At 65.9% G+C, this 15,694-nt stretch carries 17 protein-coding genes and 1 pseudogene; 7 read left to right on the top strand and 11 right to left on the bottom strand.

Annotated elements, in window-relative coordinates:
- The first annotated feature begins 175 nt into the window (after positions 1-175).
- Entirely contained in the window at positions 176-658 is a 483-nt protein-coding gene (locus JWS14_RS02315; protein ID WP_072943316.1) for a hypothetical protein, read from the top strand.
- 77 nt (positions 659-735) lie between these two features.
- Positions 736-948, top strand: coding sequence for a TOBE domain-containing protein (locus JWS14_RS02320; protein ID WP_072943314.1), 213 nt, complete (start codon positions 736-738; stop codon positions 946-948).
- A 4-nt stretch (positions 949-952) separates the two neighbouring features.
- Here JWS14_RS02320 and JWS14_RS02325 read toward each other — a convergent pair whose 3' ends face one another.
- Complete coding sequence (locus tag JWS14_RS02325; protein WP_206012397.1) at positions 953-2,230, bottom strand: sensor histidine kinase; 1,278 nt, start codon at positions 2,228-2,230, stop codon at positions 953-955.
- A gap of 247 nt (positions 2,231-2,477) precedes the next feature.
- Here JWS14_RS02325 and JWS14_RS02330 point away from each other — a divergent pair, with 247 nt between their 5' ends.
- Complete coding sequence (locus tag JWS14_RS02330; protein ID WP_206012398.1) at positions 2,478-3,392, top strand: hypothetical protein; 915 nt, start codon at positions 2,478-2,480, stop codon at positions 3,390-3,392.
- 129 nt (positions 3,393-3,521) lie between these two features.
- Positions 3,522-3,839, top strand: a complete 318-nt coding sequence (locus JWS14_RS02335) for a hypothetical protein (protein ID WP_206012399.1) — start codon at positions 3,522-3,524, stop codon at positions 3,837-3,839.
- Between the two features lie 38 nt (positions 3,840-3,877).
- On the opposite strand, the gene JWS14_RS02340 is transcribed toward JWS14_RS02335, so the two are convergent.
- Entirely contained in the window at positions 3,878-4,792 is a 915-nt protein-coding gene (locus JWS14_RS02340; protein ID WP_206012400.1) for an exodeoxyribonuclease III, read from the bottom strand.
- A 158-nt stretch (positions 4,793-4,950) separates the two neighbouring features.
- On the opposite strand from JWS14_RS02340, the gene JWS14_RS02345 reads away from it, so the two are divergent.
- The 3 genes from JWS14_RS02345 to JWS14_RS02355 all read left to right on the top strand — a co-directional run bounded on the left by JWS14_RS02345 (position 4,951) and on the right by JWS14_RS02355 (position 8,565).
- Positions 4,951-6,510, top strand: coding sequence for an LVIVD repeat-containing protein (locus JWS14_RS02345; protein WP_206012401.1), 1,560 nt, complete (start codon positions 4,951-4,953; stop codon positions 6,508-6,510).
- A complete protein-coding gene (locus JWS14_RS02350) occupies positions 6,500-7,153 on the top strand; it encodes a DUF305 domain-containing protein (RefSeq protein ID WP_206012402.1) in 654 nt (217 codons plus the stop codon). Before JWS14_RS02345 ends, JWS14_RS02350 begins: the two co-directional genes overlap by 11 nt.
- 221 nt (positions 7,154-7,374) lie before the next feature.
- The gene (locus JWS14_RS02355; RefSeq protein WP_206012403.1) at positions 7,375-8,565 is read left to right on the top strand and encodes an acyl-CoA dehydrogenase family protein; all 1,191 of its coding nucleotides are present in this window, start codon (positions 7,375-7,377) and stop codon (positions 8,563-8,565) included.
- Between the two features lie 146 nt (positions 8,566-8,711).
- Here the strand turns inward: JWS14_RS02355 and JWS14_RS02360 are convergent, their stop codons facing one another.
- The 9 genes and pseudogenes from JWS14_RS02360 to JWS14_RS02400 form a co-directional block, all read right to left on the bottom strand.
- Positions 8,712-9,041, bottom strand: a complete 330-nt coding sequence (locus JWS14_RS02360) for a VOC family protein (protein WP_072943302.1) — start codon at positions 9,039-9,041, stop codon at positions 8,712-8,714.
- Positions 9,042-9,157: 116 nt separating this feature from the next.
- Positions 9,158-9,889, bottom strand: coding sequence for a thioesterase II family protein (locus tag JWS14_RS02365; RefSeq protein ID WP_206012404.1), 732 nt, complete (start codon positions 9,887-9,889; stop codon positions 9,158-9,160).
- 111 nt (positions 9,890-10,000) lie between these two features.
- Positions 10,001-10,384, bottom strand: coding sequence for a VOC family protein (locus JWS14_RS02370; protein WP_206012405.1), 384 nt, complete (start codon positions 10,382-10,384; stop codon positions 10,001-10,003).
- A 13-nt stretch (positions 10,385-10,397) separates the two neighbouring features.
- The gene (locus JWS14_RS02375) at positions 10,398-11,156 is read right to left on the bottom strand and encodes an arsenate reductase/protein-tyrosine-phosphatase family protein (protein ID WP_206012406.1); all 759 of its coding nucleotides are present in this window, start codon (positions 11,154-11,156) and stop codon (positions 10,398-10,400) included.
- Positions 11,157-11,212: 56 nt separating this feature from the next.
- Complete coding sequence (locus JWS14_RS02380) at positions 11,213-12,097, bottom strand: aldo/keto reductase (protein WP_206012407.1); 885 nt, start codon at positions 12,095-12,097, stop codon at positions 11,213-11,215.
- Positions 12,094-12,525, bottom strand: a complete 432-nt coding sequence (locus JWS14_RS02385) for an MFS transporter (protein WP_241031230.1) — start codon at positions 12,523-12,525, stop codon at positions 12,094-12,096. Before JWS14_RS02385 ends, JWS14_RS02380 begins: the two co-directional genes overlap by 4 nt.
- A gap of 275 nt (positions 12,526-12,800) precedes the next feature.
- Positions 12,801-13,943, bottom strand: a complete 1,143-nt coding sequence (locus JWS14_RS02390) for an RNA-guided endonuclease InsQ/TnpB family protein (protein WP_206012408.1) — start codon at positions 13,941-13,943, stop codon at positions 12,801-12,803.
- A 223-nt stretch (positions 13,944-14,166) separates the two neighbouring features.
- A pseudogene (locus JWS14_RS49860) lies at positions 14,167-14,625 on the bottom strand (MFS transporter); the annotation flags it as partial.
- Between the two features lie 15 nt (positions 14,626-14,640).
- Entirely contained in the window at positions 14,641-15,690 is a 1,050-nt protein-coding gene (locus tag JWS14_RS02400) for an alcohol dehydrogenase catalytic domain-containing protein (protein ID WP_206012409.1), read from the bottom strand.
- Positions 15,691-15,694: the final 4 nt, after the last annotated feature.

Here is a 15,694-nt window from a genome sequence, read left to right on the forward strand (position 1 = left end):
CGCTGCGAACCTTCCGTCCTCCACCCGCCTCGACCTCCATCCACGATAAGCGTTCCGGAAGTGACGCCTCGCGCGTCCTCACGCCATTCTGCCGCGCCTGCCGTCTCGAGTCCCGTCCCACGCCCGCGGGCGTGGGACGTTGATTCCGCCTCGATGTAGGGGCACCATCGTGGGCATGCGCAGAGCGCGTTGGCCGGCATTCGCGCCGCCGACAGCCAGTGGGACCGCAGTGCACGGTCCCACCATTCTCGCGTCCGGAACTCACCACACCCTCGACCTCCTCGGAATTGTCGCGTTCTCGTCGGGAATCCACGTCCGTCTCGCGTTGACCGCCACGGGGCGGACCGCCGAGCGCGCACACCACGAGACACGGGTGCTGTCCGATCCGGCGGATCCCGACACCCAATGGTCGTATCTGTCGGTGCTGCTGCAGTTGGGGTCTGTCGTCGGCGTTGCCGACCCCTATCTGCCACGGTCCGGCTCACCCCGGAAGTGGGGTGGAGTACCCGCCTACCGCACGGAGCCGAACTACTGGCTCGGCACGTGTACGCGCCCACACGACATCATGATCTCGGCGGGGTGGCCGGAGATCGGCCTGGGGCCCACCTGTCTGACTGCGCTCCTGGAACCGAGTCCGTCGACCGTCACCTCCGACTGACTCGAGGTCCAACCTCACCTATTCCGGAGTGGTTGCGGCTAGCGTCGGAACCACAGGCCGCGAGACGGAGGTTCACGATGCGTTTGTCCACCCGGAACCAGCTCACCGGAACGATCACCGAGGTCACCCTCGGCAGTGTGATGGCGACAGTGAAGGTGCGTCTCGACGGAGGCGAGCAGATCGTCACCGCGTCCATCACGAAGGAGGCGGTCGAGGAACTCGGTCTGCAGGCCGGCGTGGCTGCGACGGTGCTCGTGAAGTCCACCGAGGTGATGCTCGGCGTCGAGTGATGGACTAGTGCGCCGAGATCGTGAGGGAATCGGACGCTGTCACGACCTCGAACGGCATCTCGATGTGGGCAACCGTCCCCGCACGTGGTCCCGGGCGGACGGAGAAGCTGCCGCCGGCCGCGACGACGCGGAGTTCGTGCGACGTGAGTCCGATGTGCCCTCGGCTGAGACTGCGGTCGATCGCTTCACGGGAGATGCCGCATCCGTCGTCGGTGACGTCGAGGACCGCATGCTCACCCGTCCGAGTCAGTTCGACCCGGACGGTCCGGGCTCTCGCGTGCTTGACCACGTTGCTGAGCAATTCGCGTGCGGCGCTGAACAGCACGTCGTCGGCCGACGTGCGTAAGTCGTCGTCCCATTCCACGGTCTGGAGATCCACGTCGAAACCGCCGCGCGCCTGGGCGGACCGGACGATGTCGCCGAGAGCACGGGCAAGTCCGACGCGATCGAGCACCGTGGGATGGAGTTCCGAGACGGTGGCCCTCAACAGAGACGCGGATTCGGTGAGTGCGTGGGTGATGCGATCGACGGCCTCCGGATCGGCGCTGCCGGTGAGGTCGTCGAGATCCATCTTCGCGGCAAGCACGAATTGCAGCGCCCCGTCGTGGAGTTGCTCGGACAACGCACGTCGTTCGCGCTGTTCGAGGCCCATCAACTCCGCGAGCAGGGCGGTGCGGTCGTGGACGAGGTGACCGATGGTGAGCACTCTGGATCGTTGAATTCTACTGAGCACGACTGCGCCCGCCGAGAGGATGGCGAGTGCCATCGTGCTGAGCAGGATGGACGACCACGGTTCCTCGTTCGACGCCATCGTGGCCCAACTGGCGGCGAGGAACACCAGCACCGTGGGCACGACCACGGAAGCGCAGACACCCGGGCGTAGCTGAGTGCAGGCCAGTAACGGGATCACGAACAGTCCGTTGGTCAAGATGTCGGCGGTCCAACTCTGTTGCGCCGCAATACCGGTCAACAGCGTGAGGCTACCGATGACCGCAAGGTCCACGAACAGGGCGAGCCACATCGCGTTCACCGGACCCGGACCTCCTCGGCGGGTCCACAGCGCGAGCCCGACGGTCCAGAATGCGTAGCCGGTCAGGATCGCCAGGCACACATTCGCATCGTTCATGGGCGGGACGAACAGCAGTGTCAACGCGATGAAGAGCGCAAGCACACCACGCAGTGCGACTTGCAGGTGCGCGCCGCGATACGCGTGTTCGAGGACGATGCGTTCGAGATCCGGGCTGCCGCCGAGATCCGCGGGTAATACCGATGACTCAGCCATGGAACGGCCTCCTCGGCCGGGCGACTCCGACAGGAAGATCCGGGGTACATCAACTGCTGGACCTGCGACAACGCCCCAGAATTCTAGCATCGTCACGTTTTCGAACCGCGGGATCGACGGCCCACGCCCGCTCGCCCACCACCAGGAGTGTTCGGGGCCGATCCGTCGATGCGACGCGACACCCCGGTATTCGTGGGAACATCTCAGGCGATCGGTCCCGCGGACCGAACCGAAAGGGGTGTGACGCATGACCAGGATTCGACGGCGGTCCGCGGTGGCTCTGGCCTCGATCGCCGGTGCCTCGTCTCTTCTTCTCGCCGCCTGCACCCAGGATGCGTCGTCGACCGACGGCACCGAGTCCGTCGCACCGAGCGCCTCGAGTGAGCCACCGTCAGCCGAACCGGCCGTCAACGGCGTCGACGCGAAGCAGTACGCGTCGAGCGACCCGGAGAGCGACGCGTTCGGCTTCGTCACGCCGTCGGGAAAATGGTTGTGTGCGATCATTCCCGACAAGAAGCTCGCCGGATGCGCTTCGCATCCCACCGCGGGGCCTTTGGGAGTCCCGGGAACCCCGCAGATCGCGTCGCCGGACGGCGGCCCGCCCGCCGAGGCCGACCTCATCGCGGTCGAGGCGGGGAAGGAGCCGAACTTCCAGAACTGGAACGAGGCACTCTTTCCCGGCAACGCCAATGTCCTCCCCTATGACACCACCCTCGCGGTCGACGGATTCAGTTGCAATGTGCAGTTCTCGGGAGTCTCGTGCCGGGAGGATGCGACGGGCAAGGGCTTTACCGTCGCCACGGACGGGTACAAATTTGAATTCACGCCGCTGCCGGTGAGCATTCCCGGCGCGACCCCACCACCGATCGCGCCCACCGCCGCACCGCTTCCCCAGCAGGCCCGCGGATCGAATCAGTGTGGCCCCGTTACCTACCCGGAGACGGGAAAGCCCGCGACCGTGGTCATCGTGAAGGGGACACTCCGGTGCGACGAGGCGCACACGATGCTCACGAAGTACTTCACGGGACGCGACAAGAGTGAACCGGTGTACAGCTTCGACGGGTGGGAATGCCGCCTCGCGGGAGACCCGGAATCGGCGGAGATCGGCTACACGATCAACTGCACCGACGACAACGGAAACACCGTCGTCGCACAGCCGTAGAAGGCCCGTGCGCGCCCATCGCCGATGAGTCGATCGTCCGTGCGGTTGCGGACGCAACATTCGGTGCGGTCGGGGGGCAGGCCGATGAAGTCCCAGCGAGACTCGTACCCCGATGTCTACGCTGGCGCCATGCATCCTCCGAATGACCAGGCCGGTACCTGGGAAGGTTCGTGGCTCGCGGCGATGACGGTGATCAAGAGCGCTCAGCAGGTTTTCACACCGGAGAACCGCCCGCCTTCCGAACTCATCCCGCTCGTCGAACCCCTGAGCCGGCTGGGTGATGCGCTTCGGGCGACACCGCCCGACCCCGAAGAGTCACGTCGGCGCGCCGCCGACCTGGTAGCCGATCGAGACCTGATCACCTGGGCATGCCGGCCGGACCAGCCCAGCCAGATCCGGGAGTTCGGGGCAACCCTGGCCTTCCTGTCCATGAAGCTGACCACCTGACCCTCCAGCCTCACGGCGAACGAGGTGACCGGCGCAGCTCAGAATTCGTAGTCGACGACGACCGGCGCGTGATCGCTCATCCGGCGATCCGCCGCCGGGTCCCGGTCGGTGCCGGCCGTGACCGCCGTCCGCGCCAGTTGCGGCGTCGCGAGGTGGTAGTCGATGCGCCACCCGACATCGTTCACGAACGACTTTCCCAGCCACGACCACCACGAGTACGGACCGTCGACGTCCGGATGGTGTCGCCGGACGACGTCGACGAGGGTGCGCGGCGACACGATGGAGTCGAACCACTCGCGCTCCTCCGGCAGATAGCCCTCGGCCTGATTGCTGCGCCGCCAGTTCCGTACGTCGTACCGGGTGTGCGCAATGTTGAGGTCACCCATCAACAGCAGTTCTCTGCCCCGCGCGCGAGCCGTGCGGCGCGAGCGGGTCAGCTGGCGCGCGAACGCGGAGAGAAAGCGCATCTTGCGGTCGTAGCGGACGCCCCCGTCGGGGGCCTCCCGCATCCGCCCGGGCTTCTGGAGATGGGCAGGCAGGCCGCCCTTCGGCAGATACATCGAGACGACGGTGATCGGCGACTCGGCGAGGTCGACCTCGATGTACCGACCATGGTTCGCGAACTCCCCCAGACCCCGAGCCAACGGCTCCGGCTCCAGTTCGACTCTCTCGATGTGCGTTTCACCCGGTGCCTGCACCAACGCCGTGCCGCTCCACGTTCGAACCGCGACGGGTGCGCATCGAGTGAGGATCGCGACACCGTTGCGGCCGGCGAACTCGCCCTCGTCGTATGCGAGGTGATACCGGCCGAACACCCCCGGCGGGATGGCGGCGGCACGAGCGCGGACCTCCTGCAGCGCGACGACGTCGGGTTCACGCTCGCCGAGCCAGTCCTCGAAGCCGCGCCGCTGCGCCGCGCGGATCCCGTTGATGTTGAAGGTCGCGATTCGCACGGGACACAGTGTAGGGATCCGTCCCACTCCGCCCCCACTCCGGCGGGACAGTCGCCCGCCCGCACACGGGTTTCGCGGAGTTGGCCGATTTGTGTGTGAACTGGAGTACTGATTGCTAGCGTTCGCGTAGTCGAGCCCACCGTCGGGGGGAGTTGGTGATGCGGATCGCCAGAATGCGGCGAGGTGTGGCTACCTCAGCCCTTGCCGTGTCGGTCGTCCTCGGGGTCGCGACGAGCCCCGCACCCGCCGTCGCGTCGGCCGAGACGTTCTTCTTCAACGACGTCGGGTCGACGGCCGTCCCGCGGGCCGACTGCGGTCCCGGTTCGCTGCCGGAGACGGGTATGCAGGGCGACGTTCCGGCCGAAGACCGCAACAGCGGACGAAGCACCCAGGGTTATCGATGCAACATGTCGCTGCTCGGGGGCCTGCAGGATCGCGGTGGTGGCCTGCTGTCGGTGACCTACGACCACTGCTCCTACACCAGCACGTTCTTCCCCGGGAACCTGCTCGACCCCGACACACCCGGCGTGCAGGTACTCGACGTGTCGAACCCCGCGCAGCCGGTGCTGTCCACGACCCTGAACGAACCCGCGATGCTGGGTGGCACCTGGGAGAGTTTGAAGGTCAACAAGGCACGCAAGTTGCTCGCAGCCACCGCGGTCCCGGCCGCCGCAGGCACCGGCTACTTCTCCGTCTACGACATTTCCGACTGCGCCCACCCCCGGTTGCTGAACCGAGGTGCCGGGACCGATGTCACCATGCCGCTGCCGTTCATCTCGCATGAAGGCGGCTTCTCCCCCGACGGCAACACCTACTGGGTGTCCGGACCCGCCCCGGGGTTCCTCAGCGCCATCGACATCCGAAACCCGGCCGAGCCACGGATCATCTGGCAGGGATTGCACGGACTCGGCGGGCACGGTTTCGGCATCACCCCCGACGGGAACCGGATGTACCTGTCCAACCTCGGTGGGATCACCGTCCTCGACATCAGCGCTGTCCAACGCGGCGAACCGTATCCCACCGTCCCGCAACTCGCCACGTACCTGTGGACCGACGGGTTCTTCAACCAGCACAGCATTCCGGTCACGTACGACGGAAAGCCCTACATCTTCACCGTCGACGAAACGGGCGGCGGTGGAATCAAGGTCTTCGACGTCGCCGACCCGGCGCACGCCGACATCGTGCAGAAGATCAAGCTCGAGATCCAGCTTCCCGCCAACACCGCCGCGAACCTTCGGTCCTCGCAAGGCGGCTCGGTCTTCTCCTACGATCCGCACTACTGCGTGGTCGACCGCCCCGCGGACCCGACCGCACTCGCGTGTTCCTGGGAGTCGTCCGGGATCCGTGTGTTCGACATCCGCGACCTCGGCCACATCCGGGAGGTCGCCTACTACAACCCGCCGGCGCAGACCGGCAAGAATCTCCAGCTGACCAATTCACCACACGCTCTGTCGTCGCTGATCGGTGTGTCCCTCTTCGATTTCGTTCCGCTCGCCCACGCCGTCTTCGAGGGCAAGACGGATCCGCGGATCGCGTTCGGCCCACGCGCAGGAATGGTGGCGTTCGGCGACCTGTCCGCGGATTGGTGCTTCTCGCCACCGGAATTCCACGGCAACCAGATCTGGACCTCGTGCAGCGACAACGGTTTCATGGCGCTGCAGTTGGACAACTCCGTCTATCAAGCACCGGCGAATCAGGCTCCGACCTATGGGCAGTGACATGCGGCGGTCGCCATTCCGCCGTCCCATCATTCTATTGCTGTGCGCCGTGCTGCTCGGTGCCGGCGGGATTGCAGCCGGAATGTGGCTGCAGTCGGCGCGCGACACCGGCGTCGTCGGGGTTCAGCTGTCCCCGGTCGACGTCGGTTTCGCACAGGACATGTCGGTGCACCACGAGCAAGCGGTGCTGATCGCCCAGACACTGCCGCGGGACGTCGACCCGCAGATCCGGGTCATCGCCGACCAGATCGTCGCCGCGCAGACTTCCGAGATCGCGACGATGCGCGGCTGGCTCAATCTCTTCGACGAACCCTTCACCACAGCGCGGCCGATGCAGTGGATGCACGGTTCCGATCACGTCATGAGCGAACAGGGCGGCGCACCAATGCCGGGAACTGCAAGCACCAGCGAGATCACCCGCCTTGCCGGCCTGCACGGAGCAGACGCGGAGTCACTCTTCCTGCAACTCATGATCCGGCACCACCAGGGAGGCGTCGAGATGGCTGAGGCAGCCATCCACGCGGTCGCCTCGGAACCGATCCGCCGCGTCGCACGCGGGATGATCCGCGATCAGAGCAACGAGATCGCTGTGATGACAGCACTACTCGGCGCCAGGGACGCGAATCCACTCCCCCACCCCTAGGCCGCCCCTAGGCCGATCCACTCGATCGTGGCGGCAGGTCGGCGGAGGGCCTGTCGAAGGTTTTGTACGGCCACATTCCCTCACGAGTAGCGTTCATGTCAATCGCAGCCTTCTCAGATGCGCGACCTTGCTTGCAGTAGAGGGAATGACAGTATCGCCGATGGGGTCTAGATTTGGCCGCACAAATAGATGTAGCCTTGTGCAAAACCGAAGGAGCCTTCATGACGCATCGGCCGTCGCAGCCGCGGACAGATTCACCGCGGTATCTCACCGAGGACCGCCTGGCGATCCGGGACCTGGCTCGCGAGTTCGCGATGACGCAGGTGCTGCCGGTCGCGAACGAGTTGGATCCGGTGCAGGGCACGATCCCGGACACGTTGAAGAAGGCGATGGCCGAGGTCGGGTTCTTCGGGATCATGATCCCCGAGGAGCACGGCGGTCTCGGCCTCGGTGTGTTCGAGTACTGCCTGGTCGCGGAGGAGTTGTCGCGGGCGTGGATGAGTGTGTCCGGGCTGCTGGCCCGCGGCAACGGGATGGGCGGCGGCTTCACCGCGGAGCAGGAGGCGGCGTTGCTGCCGAAGGTGGCCCGCGGTGAGTACCTCGGCGCGTACGCCCTGTCCGAGGCCGAGGCCGGCTCGGACGTCGCGAACATCTCCTGCCGCGCGACCCGCGACGGCGACGACTGGGTGATCAGTGGCACGAAGATGTGGTGCACCTACGCCGACGAGGCCGACTACCTGGTGTTGTTCGCGCGCACCGACCCGACCAAGGATCCGGCGAAACCGCACCGCGGGATCAGCGCGTTCCTGATCGACAAGCAGCGCGGAGGCTTCCCCGAAGGGATCAGCGGGACGAAGATCCGCAAGATCGGGTATTTCGGGTGGAGCACGTGGGAGTTGTCGTTCGACGGCTTCCGGGTGCCCGCGTCCGCGATGCTCGGCGAGGAGGGCAGGGGTTTCTACCTGGCGGTCTCCGGTCTCGAGGTCGGGCGGGCGCACACCGCGGCCCGGGCGATCGGTCTGGCTCGGGGTGCGTTGGAGGATTCGATCGCGTACCTGCACACCCGCCGTCAGTTCGGGCACGAGTTGGCCGACTTCCAGCATCTGCGGTTCAAGATCGCGACGATGGCCGCCGACATCGAGGCCGCCCGGCAGTTGATGTATGCGGTGGCCACCGATATCGACACCGGCCGTCGGTGCTCGTTGGAGGCGTCGATGTGCAAGCTGGTGGCGACGGAGATGGCCGAGCGGGTGACCAGTGAGGCCGTGCAGATTCACGGCGGTGCCGGGTACACCACCGACTTCCAGGTGGAACGGCACTGGCGCGATGCCCGGTTGACGAAGATCTTCGAGGGCACCAGCGAGATCCAGATGCGGATCATCTCCGACGAACTGCTGGGCGCCGCAAGGTAATCGTGGTGCTGGATCTGGTGCCCTCTCGATGTATCGGCGTCGACTGAGCGAACGCCGTGTCCACCAGCCGATTCGGGCGTCACCCATGATCCAGCGATAACGGCCGGGACCGCCGAATACGGTGGCGGTCCCGGCCACGGCGACTGCTACTTGCCGCGCAGACCGATCGGGTTTCCGTCAGCGTCGGCAAGCACGCACACTCGCGCCTCCGGGGCGATCTGGCGCGGGGCGCTCCGCTCGGTCGCACCTGCCGCGAGCAGGGTCGCGCGGCTCGCATCGAGATCCTCGACGTCGGCGAAGGCCACCGGTCCCCCGCCTTCCTCGCCTGGATTCAGAGCGACCTCGAAGCCGTCGACGTTGTATCCGACATAATAGGGCTGGTCGGTGTGCGGTTCGCCGAGCAGCGCGGTGTAGACCGCCTTCGCGGCGTCCAGGTCGGACACCGGAATCACCAGGCTGCGGATCGTGGCACTCATACTCGTCTCCTCAGGGTCCGGCGGCCGCGTCGGCGACCGCTCGGTGTCCACGCTAAGGGCAGTCCTGGGACCGGCGCTTCTTTATTCCTGATCGGTCTGCTGCCTGTTCGTCCGGCTCAGTTGAACCGCGAGCCGACCAGGGAAGCGATCTCGTTCGCGTGGTCATCGATATAGAAATGGCCGCCGGAGAATTCGCAGGTGTCGAAGGTCCCGGTCGTGAATTCGCTCCAGAGCCGGATGTCGGCGTCGGTCACCGATGGGTCGGCGTCGCCGCGAAGGGCAATGATCGGACATGACACGTCCGGCCCGGATTTGTACCTGTAGGTCTCCACGGCCTTGTAGTCGTTACGCACGCTCGGTAGCACCAGCTCTGCAAGGTCGGGGTTCTCGACCAGTATCTGCACCACATTGGAGTCCGCACCCCCGAGCCGGCGCATGTCGTCGAGCAAGGCCTGATTGCTTGCCAAGTGCAACGCCGTCGGCTGGACGACACTCGGTGCTGTTCGACCAGAGACGAACAATGCTGCGAGCGCCTGACCTCGCTGCTCGAAACGCCGCGCCGCCTCGAACGCAATCGTTGCACCCATGCTGTGACCGAACACTCCGAGGTGCCTACCCGCGGGCGGAGTCGACTCGCGCACAACCTGCTCCGCGATAGCGCCGACGTCGGACATCATCTCGTCGCTGAGGCGATCCTGCCGACCCGGATACTGCACCGCCAGCAACTCGATCCGCGGGAACAGTGCCTCGGCCAACTGTCGATAGGCGCTCGCCGTACCACCACCATGCGGAAAGCACAGCAGCACCCCGGATGCGTTCGGGGATTCTTGGAAACACCTGATCCACATCTTCGCTCACCACTCCCCGTTGTCGAGATCACGGTGGACGGCGTTCACGGTAGCGCGTCGCCTCGTGCGCGATCGGCGAGACGTAGCCGGGCAGCCGATGTCGCCGGCTCCTCAGGCGACGGGCTGGAACAGTTCGATCAGGTTGCCTGCCGGGTCGGCGATCAGGATCTGACGCCCGCCCGGACCGGCGACCACATCGCTGCGAAACGCGACACCGGCATCACGCAGGCGGGTGACTTCGGCGTCGAGGTCGCCGACGATGAGGTGAATGCGGTTCCTCCCCGCACCGGCATTGTCGGCCGGGGTTGCGCGAGCCCCCGAACTGGCCGGCCCCGACAGCAGGAGCCTCAGCGAGCCGCGGATCACGTCGGCGAAGGCCGGGGCAGGATTTGTGTGCAGGGTGAAGCCGAGGTGGCGGGTGTAGAAGTCGATGGCTGCGGGCACATCGTCGACCAGGTAGCGGACGCTGACGTAGTCGTCGCGTGGGGTCGTCATCACAAGCTCCTTTTCACGTTTCGGTGGTGAGGTTCGGCACCAGGTACCGGATGCGGGTGTCGATGTCGGCGGCGGTCGCGTGGAAGGCCGGGTAGGTGTCCTCGTCGGTGCCGCCTGCCTCCGACGGGTCGGGGATGCTCCAGTGGATCCAGCGCGTGCCCTCACCGAACTCCGGACAGACTTCACGAGCCTTGTCGCACAGGGTGATTACCGTGTCGAACCGGTGGTCTGCGAGTGCGTCCAGGCGCCGGGGATTCTGGCCGGAGATGTCGATCCCGAACTCTTCTCGCAGCACCCGCACCGCATTCGGGTGCATTATCGGTTTAGGGCGGGTGCCGGCACTGCGTGCTTCGACCCGGCTGTTGGTGCGCTGCCGCAGCAGAGCTTCCGCGATCACGGAACGGGCACTGTTACCGGTACACACGAACAGCACCGACGCAGGTGCCTGCGAATCGAACTGCGGGGCAGTAGGAATCAACCCGAGCGCCGGGTGCAGCGCGGCGCCCGCACCGGTCAGCATCTCGGCACAGCAGTCCAGATCCAGGTGGTAGTAGCTGTCGCGGCCGTCGAAGCTGCTGCGGGTAGCCCTCACCAGCCCGCCGTCCCGCAGCAGGCGCAGGTGGTAGGAGATGAGGTTCTGCGACTCACCCAGCAGAGTCACCATCTCCCGGACCCGGTAATCGCCGCCGGACAGCGCTGCCATCAGCTGCCACCGCAACGGATGAGCAGCCAGCTGCACGAACGACGGGACTGGTTGACGCACCAACACCACAACACCAGACTACCACCAGATACATCAAATGAGTTTGATGTATCCGATGAGATTCCTCAGGCTTCGGAAATTTCGAGACCGAATGTCTCGCGGGTGATGTGGTCGGGCTCCGGACCGCCGCGCACACCGGTGTCGAGAGCGTCGATCGCGGCAAGTTGGTCCTCGGTGAGATCGAAGTCGAAGACGTCGAAGTTCTCGGTGATACGCGACGGGGTGACCGACTTCGGGATCACCTGGCGGCCCTGCTGCAGGTGCCACCGCAGCATCGCCTGGGCCGGCGACTTGCCGTGCGCCGCTGCGATGCTCTTGATGGTGGGGTCGTCGAGAGTGGAGCCGTGGGAACCGTCGCGGTAGAAGGTGATACCACCGATCGGCGACCATGCCTGGGACACGATTCCGTGTTCGGCGTTGGCGGTGAGCACGTCGGATTGCCGGAAGTACGGGTGCACCTCGATTTGGTTGATCGCCGGCACCACGGATGTTTCGTCACGCAGTCGCGTGAGGTGGTCGGGCATGAAGTTGCTGACACCGATGGCGCGGACGCGGACGTCCGCGAGCAGCGTCTCGAGTGCCTTGTAGGCCTCGATGGTGAGGGTGAATTCGCCGGGTAGCGCCTGGTGCAGTATCAGCAGGTCGATTTGGCCGACTCCGAGTTTGCGGGCGCTCTTGCCGAAGGCGTGCAGGGTCGCGTCGTAGCCGTAATCGGTAATCCAGATCTTGGTCTCGATGAAGACGTCCGCGCGATCGACGCCCGAGCGGCGTATGGCTTCGCCGACCTCGCGTTCGTTCTGATAGGCAGCAGCGGTGTCGATGTGCTGGTATCCGGTTTGCAGCGCCGCCTCGACCGCGGTAATCGTGGCATCGGGCGGCGTCTGGAACACACCGAAACCCAGTGCCGGCATGGTTGTTTCATTGTTCAGTGTCAGTAGTGGGATGGTCATGCTTCAACCTTGGGGTCGGTCACAGGGTGCTGAGTGTGTTTGTCGGACGAGGTGCCCGGACCCGCAGTGCGGTGTCGTGCGGCGGGCACGATCACCGTGAGCACGACGGCCAACGCGAGCACGAGCAGAATGGCGCTGCCGGTGAGGGCGGCGCCGACGTGGTCGGTCACCGCTGCCGGCCGGTCGAGGGCGCCGCCTGCGTTCGCCGAGAGTGCGACGAGGATGCCCAGACCGAGTGCCATCCCGAGTTGGTGGGCCGTGTTGACCAGTCCGGAGGCCGCGCCGGCGTCCGCCGAGTCCACACCGGCGACTCCTGCGTTCGTCAGCGGCCCGAACGCCAGGCCCTGCCCAGCGCCCACCAGGATCATCGGCAGTGCAACGTCTGCGAGATATGCATCGAGTGCGCCGATGCGGCTCAGCCATGCCATGCCGGCCAGGGTCAGCGCGGTCCGGTGGCGAGCAGAATCCCGTTCGACAGCCGGGCGCTCAGCCGGGGCACCGCGAGTGCGACGGCGAAGTTGACGAGGGTCATCGGCAGAAACCCGAGGCCGGCTTGCAGTGGGGAGAAACCGAACCCGTCCTGGAGCAATTGGGTGGTGAAGTAGAAGAACCCGCTGACTTCCTCTCGGCCGTGAACGACCGAGATTCCCCTCCAGACTCGCGCCTCGAGGTTCCTGTTTCACCGACGTCGCCGCCCCGCACCTTAGGTGCGAGGGGGTCTCACACCCTCTCCGCAGGCTGCCACCGTCAGTCCGACGGCCAAAATATTCCTCGCCGCATTCACATCCCGATCATGGACGACGCCGCACCGGCACGTCCACTCCCGCACAGTCAGCGGCATCGCCGAGGCGACCTCCCCGCACACCGAGCAGGTCTTCGACAACGGACAGAACCGATCGACCGCCACCACCCGCCGCCCGTACCAGTCGGCCTTGTACTCGAGCATCGACCGGAACTCGAACCACCCCGCATCCGAGATCACCCGAGACAACGACCGATTCTTCACCATATTCCGCACACTCAGATCCTCGATGGCGGTCACTTGATTTTCGCGCACCAAACGAGTGGAAAGTGTGTGCAGATAATCGCGACGCCGATCGGCGATCCGACCATGAATCTTCGCGACCTTCAATCGGGCCTTCGCCCGGTTACGCGATCCTTTCTCCTTCTTGGCCAGCATCCGCTGCGCCTTCGCCAGCCGCTCACGGTCCCTACGCTCATGGCGCGGGTTGGTGATCTTCTCCCCCGTCGAGAGCGTGTACAGGCTGGTGATCCCGGCATCGAGCCCGACCACCCGATCGACCGGCTCGAGTTCGGGAATCGTGTCCTCGACGAGAATCGAAATATGGTACTGACCACGAGCATTACGCGACACCGTCACCTGCGACGGCACGGCCCCCTCCGGCAACGGCCTCGACCACCGAATATCCAGCGGTTCGGACTGCTTGGCCAACCGGATCTGCCCGCCGCGGTAGGTGAAGCAGTTCGAGAAGTAGGTCGCCGAATCCTTCGACTGGCCCTTCTTCTTGAATTGCGGGTATCCGGTCTGCGTGCGCCAGAACCTGTCGAACGCGCCCTGCAACTGCCGCAGCGATTCCTGCAGCGGCCCCTTCGACGGCTCCGACAACCACTCCGTCTCGGTGTCCCGCTTCCATCCGGTGAGCATCTTCGAGGTGTCCGCATAGGTGACCCGTCGCTGCTCCTGCGACCAGGCCCGCGTCCGCTCGGCCAACGCCCGGTTGTAGACATACCGGGTGCACCCGAACGTTCGGGCAAGCTGTTCCGCCTGCACCGCAGTCGGATAGAAACGGTACTTGAACGCCCGCTTCACCACCCTCCCCGCCATGACCTAGACACCAGCCCCACAGTCCGACAGATCCAGATCGGCTATCCATGACCTGAAGGACCGGGTTTGCGCCGATAGACTCAAGGATCATCGCCCCGAGGTAGAGCAGCCGAGCGGTGTAGGCGCCGCTGCGTTCGCGACTGTAGAACAACCGCAGGGGCAGGATCGGCTGCCGCACCCGGCCCTCGTGGACGATCAGCGCAACCAGCAGGACCACCCCGACGACCAGAGCAGCCTGCACCCGGGCCGATCCCCATCCAGCGTCGGCGGATTCGATGATCCCGAAGATGACGGCGCCCATGCCCAGTGTGGCAGCGAGCGCACCGATCACATCGAACTGCCCCGTTCGACGTGGCGTTTCCACGAGCACCGTGCCGGACCACGCTATCAACGCGACCGCGATCGGGACGTTGACCAGGAACGCCGCTCGCCAGGAGACCCACTCGGTGAGCGCACCCCCGACGAGGAGACCGAGGCTGGCACCGATACCGGCGGTTGCGGCGTACCAGGCGATCGCCCGATTGCGGGCCTCGCCGTCGAAATAGGTCGTGATCAACGCCAACGAGGTCGGTGCGACGATCGCCGCACCGATTCCCTGCACCGCACGGGAGGCGATCATCCACCATCCCGTCGGCGCCAGCCCGACGAGCAAGGGAGCGGCACCGAAAAGCGGGAGCCCGACCGGAAACCCCGGTCGTCACGGCCGGACCGCGACCTTGAGCGCTTCCCTGGAATCCATCGCGGCGTAACCCAGCGGCGTCTGATCCAGGCCGACGGTCCGGTCGAACACCCTCCCCGGCTGCACGGTGCCCTCCAGGACCGCCGGAAGTAGGCGCTCGATATACGCGCGCACCGGCGCCGGACCACCGGTCAGCGTGACGTTCGGTCCGAACAGGCTCCCGAACCCGACCGGTGCGTCCTCGTACTGAGGCACCCCCACCCGACTGATCACTCCGCCCGCGCGGACGACGCCCACCGCCTGGTCGTAGGCGGGCCGGTGACCGACCGCCTCGAGGACGATCGCGCTGCCCAGTCCGCCGGTCAGCTCGCGAACCCTCGCGATGCCCTCCTCGCCGCGCTCGGCGACCACATCGGTTGCACCGAACTCGCGACCGAGATCGGTCCGCACCTGGTGCCGACCCATCAACACGATCTGCTCGGCGCCGAGTTGGCGAGCCGACAGCACCGCCAGCAATCCCACCGCCCCGTCACCGATCACGGTCACGACACTGCCCTCGCCGACGCCTCCGCGGACCGCAGCATGCCAGCCGGTGCCGTACACATCCGACAACGTCAACAAGGAGTCGAGCAGCGCATCGTCGTCGTCCTCGCAGACCGGCGCCGTGACCAGCGTTCCGTCGGCCAGCGGCACGCGGACTGCTTCGGCCTGACCACCCGCCGTACCCAGCGCGGCGTCGTTCCAGAACCCGCCGCGCACGCATGAGGTCTGCAGACCCTGGGCACAGAACACACAGGTGCCACACGACACCGCGAACGGCGCGATGACGAAGTCACCGACCCGCACCGTCCGCACGTCCGAACCGACCGCTTCGACGACACCGATGAACTCGTGCCCCATCGACGTGCCCGCAGGGTCGACACCCATGGAGTGGTAGGGATGCAGGTCACTGCCACAGACGCAGGCCCGCACGATCCGTACGAGAGCGTCGGTGGACGATTGGATGGTGTGATCAGGGACATCGATGACGCGGACATCGCCCGCTCCGAACATGTACGTCGCTTTCATGCCT

This window comes from Rhodococcus koreensis, assembly GCF_017068375.1.
GTDB lineage: Bacteria > Actinomycetota > Actinomycetes > Mycobacteriales > Mycobacteriaceae > Rhodococcus_F > Rhodococcus_F koreensis.